Annotated in this window: 21 protein-coding genes and 3 pseudogenes; 11 read left to right on the top strand and 13 right to left on the bottom strand. The window is 57.2% G+C overall.

Going from position 1 to position 24,075, the window contains the following annotated elements:
• Positions 1-22: 22 nt before the first annotated feature.
• The 4 genes from AC07W5_RS19645 to AC07W5_RS19630 all read left to right on the top strand — a co-directional run bounded on the left by AC07W5_RS19645 (position 23) and on the right by AC07W5_RS19630 (position 5,409).
• Positions 23-856 (top strand): phosphodiesterase, encoded by an 834-nt coding sequence (locus tag AC07W5_RS19645; protein WP_495012368.1) that lies wholly within the window; start codon positions 23-25, stop codon positions 854-856.
• 192 nt (positions 857-1,048) lie between these two features.
• Entirely contained in the window at positions 1,049-2,368 is a 1,320-nt protein-coding gene (locus tag AC07W5_RS19640; protein ID WP_495024159.1) for an OprD family porin, read from the top strand.
• 351 nt (positions 2,369-2,719) lie between these two features.
• Positions 2,720-3,649 carry a malate dehydrogenase gene (locus tag AC07W5_RS19635; RefSeq protein WP_495012370.1) on the top strand — a complete coding sequence of 310 codons (930 nt, stop codon included), beginning with the start codon at positions 2,720-2,722 and terminating at the stop codon, positions 3,647-3,649.
• 329 nt (positions 3,650-3,978) lie between these two features.
• Positions 3,979-5,409 (top strand): IS1182 family transposase, encoded by a 1,431-nt coding sequence (locus tag AC07W5_RS19630; protein WP_495024158.1) that lies wholly within the window; start codon positions 3,979-3,981, stop codon positions 5,407-5,409.
• Between the two features lie 502 nt (positions 5,410-5,911).
• On the opposite strand, the gene AC07W5_RS19625 is transcribed toward AC07W5_RS19630, so the two are convergent.
• The 4 genes and pseudogenes from AC07W5_RS19625 to AC07W5_RS19610 all read right to left on the bottom strand — a co-directional run bounded on the left by AC07W5_RS19625 (position 5,912) and on the right by AC07W5_RS19610 (position 9,240).
• Positions 5,912-6,340: a nuclear transport factor 2 family protein gene (locus AC07W5_RS19625; RefSeq protein WP_495024157.1), complete on the bottom strand. Its 429-nt coding sequence runs from the start codon at positions 6,338-6,340 to the stop codon at positions 5,912-5,914.
• A gap of 52 nt (positions 6,341-6,392) precedes the next feature.
• Positions 6,393-6,510: pseudogene (locus AC07W5_RS19620) on the bottom strand (hypothetical protein); the annotation flags it as partial.
• Positions 6,498-8,174, bottom strand: a complete 1,677-nt coding sequence (locus tag AC07W5_RS19615; RefSeq protein ID WP_495024156.1) for an AMP-binding protein — start codon at positions 8,172-8,174, stop codon at positions 6,498-6,500. The pseudogene AC07W5_RS19620 and the gene AC07W5_RS19615, both read right to left, overlap by 13 nt.
• Before the next feature lie 223 nt (positions 8,175-8,397).
• The gene (locus AC07W5_RS19610; RefSeq protein WP_495024155.1) at positions 8,398-9,240 is read right to left on the bottom strand and encodes an enoyl-CoA hydratase-related protein; all 843 of its coding nucleotides are present in this window, start codon (positions 9,238-9,240) and stop codon (positions 8,398-8,400) included.
• Between the two features lie 398 nt (positions 9,241-9,638).
• Between AC07W5_RS19610 and AC07W5_RS19605 the strand changes: the two genes are divergently transcribed.
• From AC07W5_RS19605 to AC07W5_RS19580, 6 genes and pseudogenes are all read left to right on the top strand, one after another.
• Complete coding sequence (locus AC07W5_RS19605; RefSeq protein ID WP_495024154.1) at positions 9,639-10,262, top strand: TetR/AcrR family transcriptional regulator; 624 nt, start codon at positions 9,639-9,641, stop codon at positions 10,260-10,262.
• A gap of 369 nt (positions 10,263-10,631) precedes the next feature.
• Positions 10,632-11,357: a hypothetical protein gene (locus AC07W5_RS19600; protein ID WP_495024153.1), complete on the top strand. Its 726-nt coding sequence runs from the start codon at positions 10,632-10,634 to the stop codon at positions 11,355-11,357.
• 3 nt (positions 11,358-11,360) lie between these two features.
• Positions 11,361-11,744, top strand: coding sequence for a c-type cytochrome (locus tag AC07W5_RS19595; RefSeq protein ID WP_495024152.1), 384 nt, complete (start codon positions 11,361-11,363; stop codon positions 11,742-11,744).
• Positions 11,745-11,895: 151 nt separating this feature from the next.
• Positions 11,896-12,099, top strand: coding sequence for an FAD-dependent monooxygenase (locus AC07W5_RS19590; protein WP_495024151.1), 204 nt, complete (start codon positions 11,896-11,898; stop codon positions 12,097-12,099).
• Positions 12,100-12,372: 273 nt separating this feature from the next.
• Positions 12,373-13,131 (top strand): annotated as a pseudogene (blaOXA, locus tag AC07W5_RS19585) (class D beta-lactamase); the annotation flags it as partial.
• Between the two features lie 134 nt (positions 13,132-13,265).
• Positions 13,266-13,724, top strand: coding sequence for a metallophosphoesterase family protein (locus AC07W5_RS19580; protein ID WP_494993075.1), 459 nt, complete (start codon positions 13,266-13,268; stop codon positions 13,722-13,724).
• A gap of 38 nt (positions 13,725-13,762) precedes the next feature.
• Here AC07W5_RS19580 and AC07W5_RS19575 read toward each other — a convergent pair whose 3' ends face one another.
• From AC07W5_RS19575 to AC07W5_RS19565, 3 genes are read right to left on the bottom strand one after another with little or no spacing between them, the layout of a single operon-like run.
• Positions 13,763-15,301, bottom strand: coding sequence for an MDR family MFS transporter (locus AC07W5_RS19575; protein WP_495024150.1), 1,539 nt, complete (start codon positions 15,299-15,301; stop codon positions 13,763-13,765).
• A complete protein-coding gene (locus tag AC07W5_RS19570) occupies positions 15,294-16,499 on the bottom strand; it encodes an HlyD family secretion protein (protein ID WP_495012374.1) in 1,206 nt (401 codons plus the stop codon). The genes AC07W5_RS19575 and AC07W5_RS19570 overlap by 8 nt, the downstream gene beginning before the upstream one ends.
• Entirely contained in the window at positions 16,492-16,956 is a 465-nt protein-coding gene (locus AC07W5_RS19565; RefSeq protein WP_494993072.1) for a MarR family winged helix-turn-helix transcriptional regulator, read from the bottom strand. The genes AC07W5_RS19570 and AC07W5_RS19565 overlap by 8 nt, the downstream gene beginning before the upstream one ends.
• A 769-nt stretch (positions 16,957-17,725) precedes the next feature.
• On the opposite strand from AC07W5_RS19565, the gene AC07W5_RS19560 reads away from it, so the two are divergent.
• Entirely contained in the window at positions 17,726-18,157 is a 432-nt protein-coding gene (locus AC07W5_RS19560) for a LysR substrate-binding domain-containing protein (protein ID WP_494993071.1), read from the top strand.
• On the opposite strand, the pseudogene tnpC reads toward AC07W5_RS19560, so the two are convergent.
• The 6 genes and pseudogenes from tnpC to AC07W5_RS19530 all read right to left on the bottom strand — a co-directional run.
• A pseudogene (gene tnpC / locus AC07W5_RS19555) lies at positions 18,094-18,746 on the bottom strand (IS66 family transposase); the annotation flags it as partial. The gene AC07W5_RS19560 and the pseudogene tnpC sit on opposite strands and share 64 nt — an antisense overlap.
• 63 nt (positions 18,747-18,809) lie before the next feature.
• Complete coding sequence (locus tag AC07W5_RS19550) at positions 18,810-19,637, bottom strand: ABC transporter permease (RefSeq protein ID WP_494993070.1); 828 nt, start codon at positions 19,635-19,637, stop codon at positions 18,810-18,812.
• A gap of 7 nt (positions 19,638-19,644) precedes the next feature.
• Positions 19,645-20,517, bottom strand: a complete 873-nt coding sequence (locus tag AC07W5_RS19545) for an ABC transporter permease (RefSeq protein ID WP_494993069.1) — start codon at positions 20,515-20,517, stop codon at positions 19,645-19,647.
• 10 nt (positions 20,518-20,527) lie between these two features.
• Complete coding sequence (locus tag AC07W5_RS19540; protein WP_494993068.1) at positions 20,528-21,640, bottom strand: ABC transporter substrate-binding protein; 1,113 nt, start codon at positions 21,638-21,640, stop codon at positions 20,528-20,530.
• A gap of 90 nt (positions 21,641-21,730) precedes the next feature.
• Positions 21,731-22,822, bottom strand: a complete 1,092-nt coding sequence (locus AC07W5_RS19535) for an ABC transporter ATP-binding protein (RefSeq protein ID WP_495024149.1) — start codon at positions 22,820-22,822, stop codon at positions 21,731-21,733.
• A 300-nt stretch (positions 22,823-23,122) separates the two neighbouring features.
• On the bottom strand, positions 23,123-24,028 hold the full coding sequence (locus tag AC07W5_RS19530) for a LysR substrate-binding domain-containing protein (protein WP_494993066.1): 906 nt from the start codon (positions 24,026-24,028) through the stop codon (positions 23,123-23,125).
• Between the last annotated feature and the right edge of the window lie 47 nt (positions 24,029-24,075).

The raw sequence follows: 24,075 nt of genomic DNA, 5'->3' as shown, positions 1-24,075 counted from the left end.
TGTTGTTTTCAGAGAACTTATTTTGAACTGTCCGTTTCTCATTGCGCAGATCAGCGATCTGCACCTTAAAGCCGGTCAAAGACTGACTTATGGCGTCGTCGATACCCTTGGCGCGTTGCGTCGTGCTGTCGATCATTTGAATGCCAGCCATCCGCGTCCCGACATTGTGGTGATCAGTGGCGACCTGGTGGACTTCGGTCGTCCTGCTGAATATGCCGTGCTGCATCCCGAACTGGCGCGCCTGCACATGCCTTGCTACCTCGTGCCCGGCAACCACGACAATCGCGAGCATTTGCTGGCGGCATTTGCCGATCATGCTTACTTGCCGATGTCGGCCAGCGCACCACTGGATTGGGTGGTTGAGGAGTATCCGGTGCGCCTGATCGGTCTGGACACGACGATCCCTGGCGCCCATGGCGGTCAGTTGCTGGACAGCCAGTTGCTCTGGCTCGATGAACAACTGGCATGTCGTCCCGATGTACCGACGCTATTGGTTCTGCATCACCCGCCGTTTATCAGCGGTATCGGCCATATGGACCGCGAGCCGTTCATCAATGCCTCGGCGCTGGAGCAGCTCATCGCCCGTCACCCGCAGGTGGAGCGCTTGCTGTGCGGGCATTTGCACCGGCCGATGCAACGGCGTTTCGGTGGCAGCCTGAGTTGTGTGTGCCCCGGTACCTCGCATCAAATCGTGCTGGATCTACAGCAAACCGCCCCGGCGCATTTCAATCTGGAACCGGCCGGGTATCTGTTGCATCGCTGGCATGCGCAACAGGGGTTGATCACCCATAACGCGGTGTTCGGTGAATATCCGGGGCCGTATCCGTTTTATGACGCTCATGGATTGATCGACTGATCACACAGGGACTTTCAAGGCGCTTTTCTGCCGGGTTTCTTCGGAGGTCGTAACGACTATCTCTTTCTGTGTGTTGGTGAAGTTTTTCTCGATGATTGTTTAGCGCACTGGTCAATTCGCTGATTGGCCGGATGCTTTCTGCTGTCTTTTCAATGTGCCCGGAACATAGGTTCTGCGCTGGAGCTCGTCCTGATGAAAGCCACGTTTCAAGTATTAAGTTTTTTGACCGGCGGCCTGAGTATGGCCATGAGTCCGTTGGCGTCTGCTGATTTCATTCACGACAGCAAAGCCGACTTGAACTTGCGCAACTTCTACTTCAACAACGATAACCGTGATGGTGCCGCCGCGCCTTCGAAGACCGAAGAGTGGGGCCAGGCTTTCATGCTCAATTATCAATCCGGGTTTACCGACGGCACCGTGGGGTTCGGCGTGGATGCTATTGGCCTGCTGGGATTGAAGCTCGACAGCGGCACGGGTCGTCATGTCGGCGGCTCGATGTTTCCCAGCGACGGCGACAAGGCCGTGGACCAATGGGGTCGTGTCGGTGCGACGGCGAAGATGCGTTTCTCCAGGACCGAACTGCGTTACGGCACCTTACAACCGAAATTGCCGATTCTGGTCTCCAACGATGGCCGTCTGTTGCCTCAAACCTTCGAGGGCGGGCAAGTCACCAGCAATGAAATCGATAACCTGACCTTCACCGCCGGCCAACTTGAACACGCCACCGGGCGTGCTTCCAGCGATAGTGCAGGTCTGGCCGTTGCGGGCGGCACGCAGGAAAGCAATAAATTTACCTTTGCCGGTGGCGATTACAAACTAACGAAGGATCTGACCGCTCAGTATTACTACGCCAATCTCGAAGACTATTACCAACAGCACTTCGCTGGTTTGCTGCATGTGTTGCCGCTCGGTGAATACGGTTCGCTGAAAACCGACCTGCGTTATTTCAAGACCACGTCCGATGGCAAGAACAGCAGTGCGGCCGGTCGCGCCAGTGGTTTTAAGTTCAGCGGTTTCACCAAAGGCGGTACCGGTGAAATCGACAATGATACCTGGAGCGCGGCGTTCATTTATTCGTTGGGCGGCCATGCGATTACGGCGGGCTATCAGAGCGTTTCCGATAACAGCAACTTTGCGCAACTCAATCAGGGTGGCCTGGTCGATAAAGGAGAGGCAGGTGCCAGTCTTTATCTTTACACCGACCGCACCATTCAGACCTTCATCCAGGCGGGTGAGCGGACCGCGTTCGCGCAGTATGCCTACGACTTCGCTGCTCTGGGTGCTCCAGGCTTGAAGGCATCGGTGATGTACCTCAAGGGCGACAATATTCAGACTGCCAGCGGCAAGGACGCAAGCGAATGGGAGCGCGATATCTCTCTGGACTATGTGATCCAGAGCGGTGCGTTGAAGAACGTCGGTTTCGGCTGGCGGAACGCGATGTCCCGAAGTGATATCGCCCGCGACCAGGACCAGAATCGCCTGATCGTGAGCTATACAATTCCATTGATGTAAGGCGTAAAAGTTATTTACCAAACCCAGGAGCGCGAATTTATCTGACAGGCGTTGATTTGCCCTTAAAGCGAGCGACTGCTTTTGGGTCGATAGCTGCCTGTCGCGATGGGCTGCAACCGACCCATTGCGGACGATGGCAAAGGGCTGCGATAGACCCGGAGCAGTCCGCTAAGGCCGCACGGCTCGGCCTATGGGGGTTATCAAAGGCTAAAGTAATGCCGCCATGGGAATGGCGAAAAGCAGGTAAAACAAATACAGGCCACCTTCGGGTGGTCTTTTAGCATTAGCGGGTAATACTTCTCTGTATAGGCGGGCGTGTTGCTGGTGGCGCGAGCCGCTGGGAGGTGTGAGGTGAACAAGCTATCAATTGTGGGTGCCGGTATGGTGGGTGAGGCGGCGGCTCAGATCATCGCCCGGGAAGAGTTCTGTCGTGAGTTGATGTTGATTGATGTGCAGGGTGAGTTGGCACAGGGCAAGGCGCTGGACGTCTGGCAGGCGGCAGTTGAGTCAGGTTCTGATACCAGGGTTTACGGCGGGTCCAATGCCGAATTGCTGCAGGATTCTGACCTAGTGGTGATTACGGCGGGTGTGCCCCGCAAGCCTGGTCAGTCGCGTCAGGATGTATTGAGTATCAATCTGCCAATTCTCGATAGCATCATGCTGGATATTAATCGTCATGCTCCGGCGGCGACGGTGTTGGTGGTGTCGAACCCGGTCGACGTGCTGACCTATCGGGCTTGGTGTCTCAGTGGGCTGGGACGCAACAGGGTGTTCGGGCAGGCGGGGGTACTGGATACAGCGCGCATGAAGTGTTTCATTGCCGAGGAGACAGGGTTTTCTGCTCGGGATATCACGGCGCTGGTGCTGGGAGGGCATGGCGATAGCATGGTGCCGCTGATGCGATACTGTGCGGTCGGTTCGGTGCCGCTGTCTCACTTCCTGTCCAATCAGCAGATAGAGCAGATTGTGGAGCGCACACGTCAGGGCGGCGGCGAGATTTTGGGTTTGAAGAAGGTGGGGAGCGCCTGCGATGCGCCGGGCGTGGCAATTGCACAGATGGTGGATGCTATCGCCAATGGGCGAAACCGCATTTTGCCGACGGTCGCGATTCTCGAGGGCGAGTACGGGCGAACTGGTATTGCCATGGGTGTCCCCTGTGTGCTGGCGGAGGATGGGGTTGCGCGGGTGATCGAGTTGTCTCTGGATGCGCAGGAGCAGGCGATGTTCGACCGCTCTGCAGATCAGGTGGTGCGCGATATTGCTGAAATGAATGCTTTGTGAGCGGGGTTATATGAGGTGGGGCGCAACGGGGAGTGGAGCGCCGGTCCCTGGCGCTCGGGGTCATGGTGTTACCTGGTGTAAGGCAGTGGCACTATGATCTTTTATGGGGCTGAACAGGCCGGATAGTTGCATTTCTTCAAACCGGTATACAGCTGGCGCGGACGACCGATGCATGTTTCGACTGTCCCCATACCCTATCAGGCCAATCCTGCTTGTGAATCGCCCCTGAATAAGTAGACATTCGATGGCCGCTTCTGGCCCAGAGTGTGTAAAAACACCTCCGCGAACCCTTGCTATGATTTCTGAGGATTTCATCGCAGGGATCGCCCATGAAGCGCTTCATCCAAGGTGAACATCGAGGCCAAGGCACCTTACTTCCCGAAAGCCTCGACGATTACGTCAGCGATACCAATCCGGTGCGCGTAGTCGACGTCTTTGTCGATGAACTCGACCTGGTCAATCTGGGTTTTGACGGTGCCATCCCAGCCGATACTGGCCGGCCTGCTTACCATCCCTCGGTCTTGTTGAAGATCTACATTTACGGTTATCTCAACCGCATCCAGTCGAGCCGACGTTTGGAGCGAGAAGCTCAACGCAACGTCGAACTGATGTGGTTGACCGGGCGTTTGATGCCGGACTTCAAGACCATCGCCAACTTCCGAAAAGACAACAGCAAGGCCATCCGAGGCGTCTGTCGCCAGTTCGTTGTGCTGTGTCAGCAGTTGGGACTGTTTGGAGAAAATCTGGTCGCCATCGATGGCAGTAAATTCAAAGCCGTCAACAACCGCGACCGCAATTTCACCAGCGCCAAACTGAAGCGGCGGATGGAAAAAATTGAATCGAGCATCAACCGTTACCTGACGGTACTCGATGCTGCCGATCGGCAAGAACCAACTGCTACCGAGCCCAACACCGTGCGGCTGGAAGAGAAAATCGCCATGCTCAAAACGCAAATGAAGGAGCTTCAGGCGATCGAAATCCAGCTCAATGAATCGCCGGATAAACAGGTCTCACTGACCGATCCAGACGCCCGCTCCATGATGACGCGTGGCACGGGAATCGTCGGCTACAACGTGCAAACAGCGGTCGATACTCAGCACCATTTGATCGTTGCGCATGAGGTGACCAACGTCGGTTCCGACCGAGATCAACTCAGCTCGATGGCCAAGCAGGCCCGCGAGGCGATGGCGTCAGATACGTTGTCGGTGGTGGCTGACCGAGGTGACTTCAAAAGTGAACAAATCCTCGCTTGTCACGATGCAGGCATCACCGCCTACGTGCCCAAGCCGATGACCTCTGGAGCCAAGGCTGACGGGCGTTTCAATAACGATGCCTTCATCTATGACGCGGCAAAAAACCAATACATTTGCCCGGCTGGAGAGGCGCTGATCTGGCACTATTCCTACGTTGAAAAAGGCCTGAAGTTGCATCGTTACTGGAGTTCGAATTGCCAGGGCTGCGCGTTGAAATCGCGATGCACACCGAGCACGGAGCGACGAATTCGACGCTGGGAACATGAAGCTGTATTGGAGGAAATGCAGCTTCGGTTGAGCAAAGTGCCGGAGATGATGCGAGTCCGAAAACGAACGGTTGAGCATCCCTTCGGGACGCTCAAACAATGGATGGATGCGACGCACTTCCTGACGCGAAAGCTGGCCGGGGTGGGTGCGGAGATGAGTTTAAATGTGCTCGCCTACAACATGAAGCGGGTGATGAAAATCATCGGTGCTCACGGCTTAATAAAGGCGCTGTCGGCATAAAAAAAAAGCCAATTTTGGCCCATCCCAGAGGCTGTAAAAACAGCGTTGACGTGTTCCAGGTCGCGAATGATGCAACACGCAGCATTTGCCATGCGATCGTTCAGCCACGAACGTCAATGACCCAAGACGATGAGGCCTTGAGCGTTTTTACACACTCTGGGCCGATAGCAGCCTGTCAGGACTGATCGAAATCGACCCTTTGCTGACACTCAGAACCGTCCATGAGAAAGGGGTGATTCAGAGTAAGAGCAACCCACTTAAATCAATAGTGGCCAGAAAAAACGGGATAGCTGAGTGTGACTTCAACCATCCCGCAAACTCGGGTAATCGTATTGAGTTTGAGTGCTGACTCTATTGAATTACCCCGAGATTCCAGCATGAGAGCCTAGATATGTGCTCCGATAGACTCATCACATTTGATCTGCAATCACCATGTCGTCGAACCCATACCGAGGAAATAGGGACGCTTCCTTCCCCTCAACGGAACTGAGACCACCGTGAGTCAGCTCTTGCTGGCTGCTAGATAAGCGCCCAGGCGCCGCCCCATCTCCTCACCCAGAGCCTGCAAGCCGCTCAGGGGGCGGATCATCACCTCGAACTCGACGATCTTGCCTTGCTCGTTGAAGCGGATCATATCGATGCCCTTAAGCTCCCGGCCGCCGACACGGGCGCTGAACTCCAGCACTACGCTGAGAGCGTCGGCAGTCGCTAGTTCGCGGTGGTAGGTGAAGTCCTCGAACACCTTGCTCACGGTATTGAGGATCGTCGATACCACGGGCGCTCCAGGATACGGGGTGTGCGCCATGGGAGAGCGGAAAACGGCCTGCTCGTCCAGCAGGTCAGGCAACGCGCTCAGGTCGCCTTGCGCAATCATGGTGTGCCAGCGCTGGAGGGACACGGTGGCCTGGGGGTGTAGTTTGAGCTCAGACATTTTCAAATCCTGTTGGTCACTTGTGTTGGGGTTGGTGTTCTGGGGAGTCAGATCAGAGCTCCGCGGCCAGTCGCGAGCCTTCGTTGATCGCACGCTTGGCGTCCAGTTCAGCTGCACACCTGCGGCTCGCCCTCGGCGATGCGGATATGCAAGCCGGCTAAATCTGGCCGCGCAGTTCCGCGCGCAGAATCTTGCCGATGGTGGACTTCGGCAGTTGCTCGCGGAAGACGATCTGCTTCGGCACCTTGTAGCCGGTCAGCCGCTCACGGCAGTGGCGGATGATGTCCTCGTCGTTCAGTCCGGGCCGGCGTACCGCGACGAAGGCGCGTATCGCCTCGCCGGTGATCTCATCCGCCACACCGATCACCGCTACCTCGGCCACATCGGGGTGCTCGGCAATGACGGCCTCGACCTCGTTGGGGTACACGTTGAATCCCGAGACCAGGATCATGTCCTTCTTGCGATCGACGATCTGGATGAACCCATCGCTATCCATCACCGCGATATCACCGGTATGGAACCAGCCATCGACAATCGCCTCGGCTGTCTCGCTTGGCCGATTGAGGTAGCTCTCGATGATGTGTGGCCCCCGCACGACCAGTTCCCCAGGCTGCCCGGGATCCAGCACACGACCAGCCTCGTCGACGACCCGCACCTCGCTGCCCGGCATCGGCAGGCCAACCGTTCCTGCTCGGGGAGTCCCGCCAGGCGGGCTGCATGCGACGAAACAACTGCTCTCGGTCAGCCCATAACCTTCGAGCATCGGGCAAACCTGTGCCTGCCAGCGCTCGGCGGTGCTCGGGCGCAAGGCCGTACCGCCGGAAACCGCAAACTTGAGTTTGGGCGGGTTGGCCTGCAGCCACGGCTCGTTGAGCAGCCCTGCATAAAGCGTATCGACACCAGTCATCCAGCTCACCGGGAACTTGTCGAACGCGGGAAAGAGGTTAGATAGCGGTCGAGGGTTAGGCACCAGTAGATTTCGCCCGCCCAATCTGAAGAACAGCAGGAAGTTAAAGTTGAAGGCGAAGATGTGGTAGAGCGGCGGTACTGTCAGGATCGTCTCGCCATGACCTGCGTTCTCGCCATAGGCATTGAGAAAGTCCTCGGCTATGCGCAACACGGCAAGCAGATTGGCATGCGTCAGGACCGCGCCTTTGCTCCGCCCCGTGGTTCCCCCCGTGTACTGATAAAGTGCCACCGGGTGATGCGATCCGACGACAGGAGCATGTGCCTGGCCGATGGCGAGCGCCTCACTGAAGCGCTCGTGAGGAATGCCAGGAGCAAGATCGCCCCCGCTGTCAGCCGCCAGCTTCTGCTGGATAGCAGAGCCTATCGCTGATGGAAAAAAGTCCCCCAGGCTAGCGGTGACCAGCTTCAGTCCCCGCGCGGCCACCACGTTCTCGGCGCGTTTGACGAACAGATCGCAGGCCACGAGTAGCTTGGAGCCACTGTCGGCGAGTTGCGCGTCCAACTCGCGCTCGGTATAGAGCGGATTGACGTTGGTGACAATGAGCCCAGCTTTCCAGGCACCCAGCACGGCGATGGGATAGTGCAAGCAGTTGGGGAGTTGGATCGCCACTACATCGCCGTGGCTCAGCCCCTGCTGGATGACTAGATAGGCGGCAAAGGCACTCGAAAGTTCATCGACTTCCTCGAACGACAGATCGGTGTGCAGACCAGAAGGCAGTACAACAGTGAAAGCAGGATTGCCTCCATGGCGCCGCGCGCCTTCGCTGGCGAAGTCGGCAATGTTGCCCTGTAGGGTTTGTGGGTCGACCCTGTAGCCGCGCAGACTTTCCGGATAGCTCTTTTCCCAGGGATTAGCATCAGTCATTTCAGTCTCCATGTTCTTGTTTTAGGACACACCAGCACTGCAACACGGCGTGCGACCCGGCTGGCACCGCCAGGGGTTGAGGTACCCCGGCCGCTGAGCTGGTGTAAGGCAATCTCGAACTCGATTTCGCCGTGCACGAACGGCACCGATTACGGCGGCGTTATGGTATTTCATATCTTTCCTCAAAACTTATCACCGATAAGATTAAGTCAAAAAAACGCCATCAGAAGGTCGCACGAATTTCGCTCAGGTCCGCGAACTGGGCTGTGGAGTCCGACGTCTTGGTCTGGATCGACCGAAGGATGTCTTCGCCGCTGAGGATCGAGCTTTGCAGCAGCGCGGTCTGCTGCAGCGACTCGTAGACACCGTGGTCGCGGCTGTAGAGCATCGCACGCTTGATCCCGCTCACGGCGATGGGTGGGAGCTCCGCAATGCGATGAGCCGCGGCGAACGCGCCGTCGAGCAACGTCTCGGTACTCAAGAAAGTCTGTGCGACAAGCCCTAGGCGGAAGGCTTCGACCGCACCCAGGGTTTCGCCAGTCAGCGCGAGATAGCGCGCTTTACCGGCGGGGATCAGGTGCTGCAAGCGCTGGAGAATCCCTAGGTCGGCCATCATTCCGAGGTTGGTTTCCTCGATCCGGAACTTCGCTGTCTCGACAGCGAAGCACAGGTCGCAGGCGGCTATCAGATCGAACCCTGCCCCAACACAGGTGCCTTGTACGGCTGCGATCACCGGGAAGCGAGCGCGCTCAAGAGCATTCAAGGCATCCTGCATCTGCAGCAGCCTGGCATGCATCGCCTCTCTCGCCATAGCGCTGGTGGCGTGGAACTCCTGAGAAGAGGTGAATATCTGCAAGTCGAGCCCGCCGCAGAACACCTTGCCCTGAGCCGACAGCACCAAGGCCCGAACCTTGCCCGAGCGGCTCAGTTGGTCGATAGCCGCAGGCAGTTCGCTCCAGAAGGCGAGCGTCAGACTGTTGGCCTTGGCTGGGCGATTCAGTTGCAGATGAGCAACTCCGTTATCAACAGAGATCTCGAAGCACTCGTAAGACTGGTTAAGCGGCATGGTTGTCGTCTCTTTCGGGTTTAGGTAATACGCATCTCCACACACCAATCCACGCCTTGCGGCACCGGCGGTCTGTGGAAGAGATTGGGGCGCGGCCCCAGGCCGATAGCCGAATTGATCATGCTGTCGGCCCCCCTAACTGGCGAGGCGCTTGATGCGCTCAAGCGAACTGCGAGAGGCCGTCTGGTCGTGATATGGGAGCGGTTCGCAAGCAACCCTGTTGTCTCTGCCCAGCTCTGCCGCGAAATCGAGAAGGACATGGCTTCTCCTTAGGCTTGTTGTGAGCAGAGGCTATGCTCGTATCTTATCAGTGTCAAGATACTTAGCCGTGTTAGGATTCCGCCATGAAGACGCCCGCCCGTAGGGCCTACCCAGCACTTTCTGGCATCGAGTAGATGATGGCGAACACGAAACTACGAACACGCGACACGTACCACGTGGGAAATCTTGCGCCGCTGCTGCTTAGTGCCGCCCGGGAAATGCTCGACGAGGTGGGGCCCACCAAGCTCTCGCTACGCGCCGTTTCCGAAAGGGTTGGGGTCAGCTCCACCGCCGCCTACTATCATTATGCAAGCCGGGCCGAACTCCTCGGGCATCTTGCCGCCCAGGGTTTTCGAGAACTTGCCAAGGTGCTAGCTGTTAGGGATTCAGCAGCCACGCAAGAGCAGAAACTGCGAGAGGCAAGTCTGGCCTACTTTAGCTTCGCGCGGAGCAACCCAGCGCTTTACCAACTAATGTTCGGCCCTGAATTCGCCTCTGGAGAAATGATCCCAGAGCTTCGCGTGGCCCGCGAAGACGCATTTGGTGAAAACAAGCGCATCATCGCCGAAATTCTCAGGCTTGACGTTGAAAGCCGGGAGGTACGGGGAGCTGCCCTTGCAGGCTGGTCACACATGCATGGATTGGCGTCGCTGGTAATTCATGGCGTTATGCAGTTCCCCGCTGGCACTAGCGATGAGCGTTTCGTGGACACGGCACTGCAGGGTTTTGCGCATCTCTTTTATGCAGGGCGTAGGGACTAGGAAGAGTAACCGTCGTCGAACAGCGACGTATCTTCCGGAACTGAATACCAGATTGAATGGCCGCCCTGGCCGATTCTATTGAAAAAGTCGGCTTCAGTTTCCGCGACAGAAAAGTACGCGTCTGAGATTGAAATCCGAGTTTTGCGCAGAAGGTTCAGGACTCGGATTTTACGTAGCAGCGCGCTGAAAACGCGTTTTCACCGCTTAATACATGGGTAGCCAGGCCGGGTCGACTTTTTCAACACAATCGACCTAATGCTGCCGGTCAGATCCCGTGTATGTCGGACAAATAGCCCAAGCGCCTATGGCATTCCCAGGCTGGTGCTTGAGAGGGTAATCTGAGCAACTTTCCATCTGTGTAGTACCGATATGGACATCAAACTACTGACCGAATCCATGCTTGGCCACTGGCGTACTCCCTCGGGTGTCTGGCAATGCGAATTCCAGTTCGGCAGCCGATTGATTTACGTCCATCACCACAATGATGAGCCACCTCACGCCAGGCTCGCCGCCGCGCGACGCGTGGTCAAGGCAGCGTGGGATGACTTGCCCCAGGCACTGAAGTTTGCCGAACGGCACCGTAAAGCACAGATGCCCGAACTGATGCGGCTGTACGAAACCCACATGCCGTGGGAGCTTCCGCAACCTGGCTCCAACCGCGGATATCCGCCCGAGCAACTCATCGAACTGTTGATCGTGAGCATCTGGTGTGGCGCGGCCCGCTTTGCCCACACGGACATCACCCGACTGGACACAACGCTGGTGCGCCTGTTCGACTGGGGCCGGGCGGCCGGTCACAAAGCCATCGTGCGCTTGTTCCAGCGCTTTGAGCAGGCCAGCGCGAGTCGCGTGCAACGCAGCAGCTATCGCTGGCTCTTTGACAAATTGCGCCTCAATCCCATCACGCTGGGCGTGGACTCCACCGTACTGACCCTGTGGGGCGCTCAGATCGAAGGTGGCACCAGGGCTACAACCCCAAGCACATTGCTAATGAACAATCTCGGTTCAAATGTTATCGAGAGAATTGAGTGTTGCAGTGGCACCTCCGGAGTTTGCCCTCGATTCAGATCTGATTTATACAACAAGGCCACATGAAAAATGAAAATGAAAATATTATTCATCGCTTCGCTAGGAATTTTATCGCTAATTCAAACATCACTATCCTTTGCGGATAATGTCAATGGGAAAAATCTCTATTTACAGAGATGTACCATGTGCCACGGAATAGATCTCAAAGGAACAGGACCATTGGCTAATAAAAGCAATCCTCCTACACCTAATCTTACAACGTCCGCTTTCAAAAAACGACTAAATGATTATCCGGGCGTTATTGTATCATCGATAATACTTCGTCCAAATGGAGACTTGATTCCAAAAACTTTGCAAGAGAATGGTGTAAAGCTATCGCCGTACTCTTGGAGGATTAAGGATCTGCGCGATTTAAATCAATATATGAGTGGTGTGATTTCAAAAAATCGATGATTTTGAGATGAGAGGTGGGCACAGAAATCCAAGAGCCATTTCAGGGTTGGTTACAAACAAATTATTCAGCGAAGAGCTGATGAGATATTAGACATGATCAGTGGCTCTCGCTGAATTTTCTTCAAACTTTATAACTTAGAGGGATGAACTCATGCGGACAAAGGTTGCAATCGTTGGAGCTGGCCCAGCTGGATTAATGTTGGGGCAACTTCTTTCTCTTATGAATATAAGCAACGTGGTTATTGAGAATCGATCAGGAAATTACGTAGAGAGCCGGAGTCGCGCGGGCCAGATTACCCCTGCCACGGTCCAAATTCTTACTGAGCCAGTCGACCTCTCGCGGGCACATCGCTAATGAACAATCTCGGTTAATGGCTGCTTCTGGCCGATTCCTTTCCGTCACGACTGACCGCAATCCACAACCCAAAGCTGACATTGATACAGTGCCTGCCGGTAGAGTTCGCTCGGACGGATGAGTTACATCGCACCAGCGAGCAGGCGAACAGTTTGCCCTACGGTCGCTCAAGGCTCTTGAGAAGGGCTCATGGGGGTACCTACTAAAGGAATAGAACGCATGTTTATGCGCAGCGCTGCATTGGGTTTATTGATTCTGGGATTCAGCATTTGAGCAGCACAGGCCGGGACTATCTGCACCATCGTGGCAGACGCAAAAAGCGGTGATATTTTGCAGCAAGAGGGTGATTGCAACAGTCGTGTGACTCCTGCCTCAACATTCAAGATCGCGATAAGCCTGATGGGCTTCGACGCAGCCTTTTTGCAAGATGAACATTCTCCAACGTTGCCATATCAACCCGGTGATCCTGATTGGGGCGGAGCTGCTTGGCTGGAGCCTACAGATGCAGTTCGATGGTTTCAGTATTCTGTGGTGTGGTTCTCTCAACGCGTCACTCATACGCTCGGAGAGGCAACGGTCAAGCGATATGCCGAGGCATTCGATTACGGGAATGCCGACTTGTCCGGTGACCCCAAAAAAAATAATGGCCTTGATCGTGCCTGGATCAGTTCCTCTTTGAAGATATCCCCACACGAGCAAATTACTTTTTTGAAGAGGTTGGTGAATCGCCAATTGCCAGTGAGCCCACATGCCTTTGATATGACGAGTCGGATTTCGCAAATCGCCCAACGACCCGATGGTTGGGATGTTCACGGCAAAACAGGCACGGCCTTCCCTCGAATGGAGGACGGAAGCAGCGATGAAGCCCACGGAAACGGCTGGTTTGTCGGCTGGGCGACAAAGGATGAGCACTCGCTGGTTTTCGCCCGTCTAGTTCAAGACGACGATGCGCAACCCGTACCCGCAGGACTACGAGTACGCGATGCATTGATGGAGCAATGGCCTCAGCTAGCGAACTCGCTAGTGAAATGAGATGACTGAAACGTGGCGGGGAGCAGCAATGTCCGATTTTGGCCGAACGCAGCCCGTAGAGAAGATCTCGCACATCACAGAAATTTGTCACATTACACTGTGGTCAACTTACTGAGCTTGCTCTGGTGAATGGCATGAAAGTTGGCGTTATTTCCGATACTCATGGATTGCTTCGCCCCGAAGCCCTTGCTGCCCTGGCGGGATGTGAGCAGATCATTCATGCCGGGGACATCGGTAGCCCCGAGATTCTTGGTCAACTGGCGTCTATAGCGTCATTACACGTCGTGCGTGGGAACAATGATCAAGAGGCTCCGTGGGCAGCCAATCTCCCTGATCTTCTGCGTTTCGACGTCAACGGATGGCCAGCGCTGTTGGTACATGACATTGCCGATCTCCCGATCGAACTGGATACAGGCATCAAGCTGGTGATCACCGGCCACTCCCACAAGCCACGGATAGAATGGCGTGGGGAACAGCTATTTCTCAATCCTGGTAGCGCGGGACGGCGACGCTTCAAGTTGCCGGTGACCCTGGCTCTGCTTGAGATAACTCCAACCTCAGTTGAGCCTCTACTGATCCACTTATTGGAGTGAAGAGCGAGGGGTTGCTATCGAACCCACACGGACTTGATCTATTCCATGACCGGTGCGGGTTCTTCATTCGCATGAATTTTTGGGGCTTTGATAATCAGCAGCAGCGGCATGACCGCCAGTGACAGTACCATCAGCAGCTTGAAGTCATCCACGTACGCAATCCAACTGGCCTGCACCGTGACCATTGCGTCCAGTGTTGCGCGCCCGGACGCGACCATCGGGTCCAGAAAGTGCTTGATCGGCCAGGCGTCGAAGGCCCGGTTGAAGGGCGTGACGTAGGCCCCTATTTCCGCGTGGTTGGCCTGGATGTTCTGCGTGAGCAGCACCGTCACGATAGAGATCCCGACGCTGGAGCCGACATTTCGCGACAGGCTGTAAAGCCCTGTGCCTTCTGCCCGCAAGGACGTTGGTAAGGTCGCGAAGGCAACCGTGGTCAAGGGCACAAACAGCATGCCCAGGCTGGTGCCTTGAATGAAGCCGACAACGATGATGGTTTGTATCGAGACATTGGGCGTCCAGCCCGTCATCAGCCACATCGACAGCGCTGACAAACCCAACCCCGTCAGCAGTAACAGGCGGGTATCGACTTTGCCCAGCAGTTGGCCGGCGAGGAACATGGTCAGCATCGTGCCCAACCCGCGTGGGCCCATCACCATGCCGGCGGTCAGCACCGGATAGCCCATCAGGGTTTGCAGGTAAGGGGTCATCAGCGCCAGCGAGGCCAGGTAGGTAATGCCGACGATAAAAATGAAAATGACGCTGATCGAAAAATTACGGTCCTTGAACAGCTTCGGGCTGATGAAGGGCGAATCAGTGGTGAAGGTATGGACCAGAAACACGTACGCGGCGACAGCGGCCACCACCGCTTCGATCAGGATTTCACCGGAAGAGAACCAGCCCAGTTGTTCACCTCGGTCCAGAAACAGTTGCAGGGCCATGATCGCTACGCTCAACGAACCAAAACCGAGCCAGTCCAGCCGTGACGAGGTGTCGGTCGACGTTTCGCTGACGTAATAGATGATCCCGGCCAGCGCCAGCAGACCAATGGGCAAATTGATGAAAAACACCCACCGCCAGCTGAAGTTCTCCGTCAGCCAGCCGCCGAGCATCGGGCCCAGCACTGGGCCGACCATGACCGACACACCAAACAGGGCCATGGCTGAACCGCGCTCTTTGAGGCTGTAGATATCCAGCAGAATGCCTTGGGACAACGGCACTAGCGCCGCACCCGCAAGCCCCTGCAGCAGACGGGCCAGGATGATTTCCTCCAGCGATTGCGCCAGGCCGCAAAGGATCGACGAGACGACGAAGCCGACAATCGCCCACAGCAGCACGCGTTTGCGCCCGAAGCGTCTGGCCAGGAAGGCAGAGGGCGGCGTCATGACGGCAGCGGCGACGATATAGGAGGTCAGCACCCAGTTGATCTGGTCCGAACTGGCCGAGATGCTGCCTTGCATGTAGGGCAGGGCGACGTTCGCAATGGTGGTGTCGAGCGCTTGCATGATCACGGCCAGCACGACGCAAGCGGTGATCATCCCGCGATGGGCCACCGGTTGCGTCGTTGCCGGATTACTCATGGGCGGGGGCCTTGCTCGCAAACAGCCCCGAGAACATGGACGGAAGGCCGCGCGCCGAACCTGTATCAATCTGCGCTTCCACACTCATGCCGGTGCGTAGCGGCGGTTTTTGTCCGGCATCATCGATGCTGATGCGCACGGGGATCCGTTGCACGACCTTGACCCAGTTGCCCGTGGTGTTTTGCGCAGGCAGCAACGAGAAGCTTGAACCCGACGCCGGGCTGATGCTTTCGACGGTGCCGTGCCACCGGACGCCGGGGTAACTGTCGACACTGATATCCACGGGTTGACCGGGCTTCATGTGGGTCAGTTCCGTTTCCTTGGGTGACGCGGCGACCCACAGGTGATCATCCGACACCAGGCTGATGCCTGATTGTGGTGGTTGTAGATAGGAACCGACTTGCAGCGAATCAACGTTGGTCACGACACCGTCGAACGACGCCCTGACGACTGAGTTGTTCAGGTTGCGCTGAGCTTCGTCGACGGCGGCCTGGGCCTGTAGAAACGTGGATTGTTGTTCGACGGGCGTCTCGATATGCCCACCCAATTGGGCCAGCACCATTTGTGCGGTGGCCTTGGCAACGGCGATTTTTTGCCGGGTGCTGTCCAGTGCGTGCTTGGCATCGTCGTAGTTGGTTTTGGACACCGCAGAAACGCTGACCAGGGTTTGCTGACGCTGGAAGCTGGCCTGGTAGTACGCGAGGTCGATTTGTGCCTGATCGATTTCGGCCAGCGCCTGGTTGTAGTTGGCCTTGAGGTTGAGGATCTGATTGCGCACGTTGTCCCGTTGCGCCTTGGCACTCGCCAACGCTATCTGAAACGGCTCCGGTTTCAGGGTGAACAGTATTTGACCTTTGACGACCCGCTGATTGTCTTTGACATCCACCGAGGCGACCAGGCCCGAGACATCCGTGGAAACGCCGACATGATCAGCCTGTATGTAGGCATTGTCGGTGGAAATGATCTGCCCGCCTGTCACATACAGGTAACCGGCGACCAGAAGCGCCACGGGCAACAATGTAAAGAGAGCTTTGCGTACAAGCTGCCGTTTTGGACGGGCAGGGGAAGCACTGCTCTGGCTGCCGTCGGTTTGCCCAAGGTCTGGTTTGCGCGCCTCGGTTGAAGCGGGGCCTTCCAGTCGTGAGGTCACGGGCAGCACAGGAGTCTGTGTAGGTGACTTCAGGCGTTGATCAGCCATGGCGGCGCGTCTCGTCGTCGATGGGAAGACTGCAGGCTTCGATCAGGTTGGACCTCATCCGCTTCATCATTTGCAGCAGCAGTTGTTCTTCCTCTTCAGAGAATCCGTTCGTGGCCTCCAGGCGTGTCGATCGGCCCATGTCACGCATGAGTTCCAGAAGCGGATGAGCCTGCTCCGTCAAAAAAAGCAGGGACAGGCGTCGGTCCGTAGGATGCCGGCGCCGTTCAAGCAGTCCGCGTTCCTCCATTTTGTCCAGCAGACGCACAAGGGTGATCGACTCCAGCTCCAGTAAATCCGCGAGGCCTTTTTGATGGATCCCCTCGTTCTTCGACAACATGGCCAGTACTTGCCACTGCGAGCGGGTGAGGCCGACATGCCGCGCCCGCTGCTCAAATCGCTTGCGCATCAACCGGGCGCTGTCATGCAGGGCAAAACCAAGTGTCAATGTGTCAGTCATGTCGAGGTCTGCGGCTAAGAAGTTACCTTATCATAGTTTAGCTTGTGATTAGCGTGCTATCTAAATGTGCGGATTGTTCGACAAGATCGGCCGAAATCAGTCATTCCGGCAGGTTGAGCCTCAGCAGTGCCAGCTGCCTGGCCCGTGCCTTTCGCCGATGGCAAAACAACCCCCCCGGGAATGATCGGCGGCAAATACTTGGCTGAAGGCTGAAGGCTGAAACCGGGAATTGGGTTGCGCAATGGATGAGCAAGTGTCGGCGCAGATGTTCGTTTGGTGCCTGCTTCTGGTCGATAGTTGCCTTTCGCGAAGGGCTGCTATCGACCCAGGCTGTGTGAAAACGTTTTTGAGCGCTATTGGTGCCCAAAACAGGGCTGAAAATACCGTTTCTACGTAAAATCCAGGCCTGCTGACCAGCCGATAAATTTCAGATTTCGCATAGAAACGCGAACTTCAATTTTTGCTCTGGGTTTTCACACAGCCTGGACCCATAGCTGCCCATCGCATGAGGCAGAAAACGGCCGATGGTGTTGAAAAAGTCGACCCGGCCCGGCTACCCATTCATTGAGCAGTGAAAGCGCCTTTTTTACACGCCGCTACGTCAAATCTGAGTCCTGAACCTTCTGCGCAAAACACAGATTTCAATCTGCGAAGGCAGCAGCGCGCACCTTGAGGAACTGATCAATGAAGGGCGCGTAGACATGGCGCTGCTTCTACGCGAAGCCGATGTGTAACCTGGAAGAGTCGGTGCTGGTACACCCCCAAACTCATGCTGGTCGGTCGCGCCCAGGATCCGGATGTCACGCAGCCAACCGTCGAGTTATCCAGCCTGCAGGGGCTGCCCCTGGTGCTTCCATCGCGGCCACATCCATTACGCGCGCGGCTTGAAAAACTCTCCAAGTCGCACGGCATTCAATTCGATTGTGCCGTGGAGGCAGACTCGATCCGGCTGCAATGGGAAATCGTCGCTGCCGGTGGCGGCTACGCAATCACTTCGGGGTTGTTTGAACATGTCGACGACCCGCGCTTCTCGGGCGCCCGTATCGTCAAGCCGGAACTCATGCGCAGTGTGGTGCTGGCCAGCTCACTGCGTCGCCCAACACGCTGGCGGCCCGCACGGTTCAAAAGCTGCTGGAGCAGGAAGCCCCCCTGTTCTGCGAGTACCGGTAGACCTTTTTCCTGTCGAGCGCCAAAACGCTGATCATCGCTGGCTTCTTTGAACTAGCGCTCGATGCCATACAGTTTGTTGATCAGACTCAGCGCGATGTCGGCTCGCCCGGTCTTACCCTTGGGCTGCACTTTTTGCGCATCGACGAACTTACGTCGCGCATGTGCCCAGCAGCCCAAACGCTCGACACCGGGCTGCGCGCCCCCAAGGCGTTATAGCCGGCGTAATCGTCGGTCATCAGGTAGCCGCGATAATCGGCAAGCAGGCGCAGGGGCACCTCCTGCGCGTGGCTGGTGGTGTAGTCAAACAGGACAACTGGGCGCTCAGGCGGGCCGCTGGCTTGGACCCACATCCAGGGCTGGCTGGTCGGGTCTCGATCCGGCTCCCTCAACACTTGTACCCGCGTTTCGTCACAGTGGATCACCGGACTTTCCAGCAACCTGTCGCGCATCAAATTCAGCAATGGTTGCAAGTGTTCGCCGCACTGGATCACCCAGCGCGCCAAGGTTTGACGGGGGATATCGACGCCGTGTCGACCAAGTAATTTTTCGAACCGATACAGTGGCAAACCATCGACGTATTTGGTGGTCAGCAGCATCGCCAACACGTGGTGGTGCGCCATGAGTAAAAAAGCCCGCCTTCGTGATGAAGCGCGGGCTTTTTTATCCGTGTTGATGCGTGGTGGTTATGGGTGTTGCAGTCGCTGTGCTCGCTTGTCCGCCAGATGCTGCACCACCAAGCGGCCAATCAGCACCAGCAGCGTCAGGGAGATCAGTAACACCGAAATTGCTGCCACGCTCGGGTCGACGTTGTCGCGCAGGCCGCTCCAGATGCGTTTGGGCAGGGTGTCGACGTTGACGCTGGTGATGAACAGCGTCACTGCCACCTCTTCCCAAGACAGGGCAAAGCCCAGCAGGGCAGTGGAGGCCAGGCCCAGTTTCAGGTTTGGCAAAATCACCATGAACGTGGTCTGCATCAGGCTGGCACCGAGGTTGCGCGAGGCCAGTTCGATGCGCCGGTCAATCTGGCTCAACGCAACCAGCATGGTCACCACGCCGTACGGTACCACCATGATCACATGGGCAATCACCACGCCGGTCAGGGTGTCATAGCCCATGCCCGGCGCGAAGCGACCGAGCTTGGTTTCCATGAAGTACAGCACCAGCGCGGAAATCACCGGTGGAATCGCCATCGGCAACAACACCAGGCCAATCAACGCCGTGGCCAGTTTGGAGCGCATGTACCAGATGCCGAGGCTAAAACTCGCCGCCAGCAAGGTGGCGATGATGCTGGTGGTGAAGGCGATGGCCAGGCTCTGGCTGATGGCGTGGAACCAGTCAGGGTTGCTGACCAGCGCCTCATAGTGACGCAGCGACCAGTTGCCTTCGGGCATCGACAGGAAGCGTTTGCTGGTGAACGACACCGGGATGACCGTTAGCAGCGGGAACAGCATGAAGGCCATGGCGACCACGGCCAGCAGTCGGGTACTCAGGCTTGTGCGATGGGTGTTCATAGTGATCTCAGCCTACCAGTCGATTCACGCGGGTCATTTTCAACAGCACCCAGATCAATGCGCTGACCAAGGCCAGCAACACTACGCTCAGTGCCGCCCCCAGGCCCCAGTTACTGGTCTGGAACATTTGCAGGAACACGTACTCGGCGATCATCACCGTTTGCCCGCCACCCAACAGCACCGGGGTGATGAAGAAGCCCAGGCAGAACACGAAGACCATGATGAAGGCGCCCAGGATGCCCGGCAGGGTCTGCGGCAGCAGCACTTGCCAGAAGGTGCGCAAGGCACCAGCACCGAGGCCGCGCGAGGCCATGAGCACACGCTGATCCAGTTGGCGCATGGTCGACAGCAACGGGAATACCGCGTACGGGATCATCACGTGGAGCATGCCGATGACTACCCCGATTTCATTGCGGCTCAGTTGCAGCGGCTGATCGATCAGGCCCATGTCCATCAAACCGTTATTGAGCACACCGTTGCTGCGCAGGGCGATCAACCATCCAAAGGCCCGTACCAGCACCGAAATCCAGAACGGGATGAAGATGCAGATCTCCACCACCCGCTGCCAGAACGGCGGGCTGAATACCCAGCAGTACGCCAGCAGATAGCCGATCACTAGGGCCAGGCAACTGACCGTCATACACAGGCGCAAGGTGCGCCAGAGCATCTCTTGGATCGCCGGGTCCGTGGCGATGCGCTGGTACTGTTCGATGCCCGGCGTGGGCAGCGAGAAGCTCCAGCCGACCACGCCGACAAACGGAAGCACATAGAAGACCAGCAGCAACACCGGCAGCGGGAACAGCAGCAAGCTGCGCTCCAGCCCCGGCGAACTGAAGCGGGGCTTGGGAGGGGTCAGGGTTGAGGTCAGGGTCGTAGTCATGGTCAATGGCTCACTTGGACAACCGCGTCAGATACTCTTCCAGTGCTTTGGAGTAGTTGTCGGCGTACCACTGGGCATTGAGAGCGATCTGCTTTTTCAGGTTCTCTTCGGACGCGCAGTTGGCTTCCAGTTGCTTGGCCGACATCATTTTTTCCGTGGCGCTGTTCGATGGCCCGTTGCCCAGCAATTCAAACAGTTTGAGCTGGCCTTCAGGCTGCAAGGCTTGCTGGATGAACTGCATGGCCGGTTGCGTGCCGCCCGGATTGCCGTTCAGGACTGCCCAACTGCTGGAGTTGATGAAACCGTTGTCGAAGGTCCAGCGCACGCGATTGTCGGTGTCTTCGCTGAGCAGCTTGGCGCGGGTGTGCCAGATCGCGCCCACCGACACTTCACCGTCGACCATCAATTGCTGGCTCTCGGCACCCGAGCTCCAGAACGACAATACGTGAGGCTTGATCTCATCGATCTTCTTCATCGCCCTCGGCACGTCCAGCGGGTACAACTGATCTGCCGGAACGCCGTCGGCCAGGAGTGCCGCTTCGAGCATCCCGTTCATCCATTTGTACAGCGTGCGCTTGCCGGGGAATTTCTTCACGTCCCAGAAATCGGCCCAGGTCTTCGGCCCGTTGTCGCCGAATTTTGCGCTGTCCCAGGCCATGACATAGCTGAACTGGTAGCTGGCGATACCGAAATCGGAGGCGAGCGCCGGGGCCACGTTATCGCGCTTGATTACGTTGTAGTCCAGCGGTTGCAGTATCTTGTCTCGGCCCAGCACGATGGCGCTGTAGCTCTCGACGTCGACCAAGTCCCAGCTCGGTTGACCGCTGGCCAGTTGCGAGCGGATTGCGCCCTCGGTCGGGCCGGCGCCGTCGATGCGCACCTGGATGCCGGTGTTCTTGGTGAAGGTGTCGGTCCACGCCGAACGGAACGCGTTGAGGGCATCACCGCCCCAGTTGACCACCACCAGCGGCTTGTCCGCCGACCAGCTGATGCCGCTGCGCAGCGCCAGCGGCACTGCGGCCAGCAGGCCCATAGCCTGGATAAAGGTGCGACGGTTGATCTGACCGTCGCGGGCCTTTTCGATAAGCACTTCGATGCAGTCTTGTTGGTGATCCTGGCGCATGGGCAAGTCCTCAGGCGGCGGGTGTCTGCGTGGACACCGGCTTTTTTGTTGTCATTGGAAGAGAGCTTTGTGACGCAGTTTTTTTGGGGGTCAGGCTTGTAGCAGGAAGCTTTGCTGCACCGGCCAGCTCAGCCACACTGGAGCACCGCTGGTCATCGACGCGCCCGGGTGATTGCCGGGTATGGACAGGTTGATCGGCAATGTATCGCCGCCGACCTTGAGCGCCAGATGGGTACTGGAGCCTTGATAGACCTTGTCGGTGAGTTGTGCGGGCATCACGTTGTAGCCGTCCCGGGTCGGGCACTCGCTGTGCAGTTCCATGTGCTCGGGGCGCACGGCCAGCACAATCGGCGCCTGGCTCAGTGCGCTCGGGGCCTGGGCGTGCAATACGCTGGTGCCGCAACGGCCGCTGGCGGTCTGGCCATTGCGGGTCAGGTTGTCCAGCGGGAACAGATTCATCTTGCCCAGGAACTCGGCGACGAAACGACTCTCGGGACGGTTGTAGATGTTTTCCGGGGTGTCGACCTGAGTCAGCTTGCCGTGGTTGAAAATCGCGATGCGCGATGACAGCGCCAGGGCTTCGTTCTGATCGTGGGTGACGAACACGAAACTGGTACCGACCTGACGGTGGATGCGTTGCAGCTCGGTTTGCAGCTGTTCGCGCAGGTTCTTGTCCAGGGCCGACAATGGCTCGTCGAGCAACAGCAGTTCCGGCTCGAACACCAGCGCCCGGGCGATCGCCACACGCTGCTGCTGACCACCGGACATCTCGGCGGGCTTCTTGTGCATGTGCGCACCGAGGCCGACCACTTCAAGAATATGCTTGACCCGGCGATTGCGCTCTTCGGCGGGGACTTTGCGGATGCGTAGCGGGTAGGCCACGTTGTCGGCCACACTCATGTGCGGGAACAGCGCATAACCCTGGAACACCATGCCGTAGTTCCGCTTCTCGGCGGAGCGCTTGATGATGTCGACGCCTTGTTCCATCAATTTGCCCGACGTCGGGCTGAGGAAACCGGCAAGGATCATCAGCATGGTGGTCTTGCCCGAGCCGGACGGCCCCAGCAGGGTAAGAAATTCGCCCTGGCGAACGTCGAGATCGACGTTCGCCAGCGCCGCGAAACGACCGTAATACTGGCTGATACCTTGAGCGCTGAGCTGAATCGCTGAACGGCTGGACACTATGGAGTTCCTCTTTTTATTGCCCATATGACGTACGAGGACGGATGCAAATCCGAAATGGGCTTTGGGCCTATTATTGTTAAAAATATCGCTACATCAATGGAATTATTTTGCCGATATTGGTTAGTTTTATTGAACAAATAAGCTGTGTATTTCGCCTCGGCCAGAGGCCCCGAAATAGAGCTTCTACCCTGTGGGAGCGAGCTTGCTCGCGATAGCGATTTATCAGGCGACATCAATAGTGACTGTGGTGGCCTCATCGCGAGCAAGCTCGCTCCCACAGGGGAATGTGATGTGCTTTTACAGCGTGTCCTGCCAGGTCTGATGGGATGACTGAAGCTGCGTCTTGACCCAGCTACTGAAGGCCTGGACCACCGCGCGCTCGGCTTTTTGTGGGTCGGCGACCAGGTAATAGCCACGGTGCAGGTCGATGCTGATGTCGAACGGACGCACCAGCAAACCCTTGGACAAGGCATCGCCGCTGATCAGGTTGTCGCCGATGGCGATGCCCTGGCCGGCAATGCAGGCGGACTGCGCGCAGTGCGCATCGGAAAACAGAATGCCGCTCGTCGCGTTGACCCCTGAAGCACCGGCAGCGGTCAGCCACACGCGCCAGTCCGAGTAGTCGGTCATGTGCAGCAGCGGGTAGGCACTGAGTTCCTGCGGGTTTTTCAGCCCGCTCAAGGCGTTGATCAGACGCGGGCTGCACACCGGGAAAAAACGCAGCGCCACAATCTCTTCAACGACCATTTCCGGCCAGTCGCCGATGCCGTAGGCAATGAACAGATCGGTGTTGGGGTTATTGGTGTCGTCCGGTGTCCGCGGAGAGATCAGCTGCAATTGCACCTGCGGATACTGACGCAGGAACGCACCGATGTGGTGGCACAGCCAATAAGTGGCGAACCCCGGCGCGCAACTCACGCACAACCGGCCCGAAACCTCCTGATCGTCGATCAACTGCCCGGCATCCAGCAGGTTCAACAGAATCCCGTGCACTTCCCGCGCATAGCGTTCGCCCTGATACGTCAGGCCGATGCCCCGGCCAATGCGCTCGGTCAGGGCGAAACCGACACATTCCTCAAGCTTGCTGATCTGGTGGCTGATGGCGCTGCGGGTCAGGTTCAGTTCACGGGCTGCGATCGACACGCTGCCTGTGCGGGCAACCGCATCCAGCGCGCGAAGGGCTGTCATCGAAGGAAAACGCATAAATCATCCCGTTATTGTTTTGAGTGGCTCATATGGTGACGTAAATC

The organism is Pseudomonas sp. GW821-FHT01E05 (genome assembly GCF_059422425.1).
This window is presented reverse-complemented; position numbering and strand designations above follow the sequence as displayed.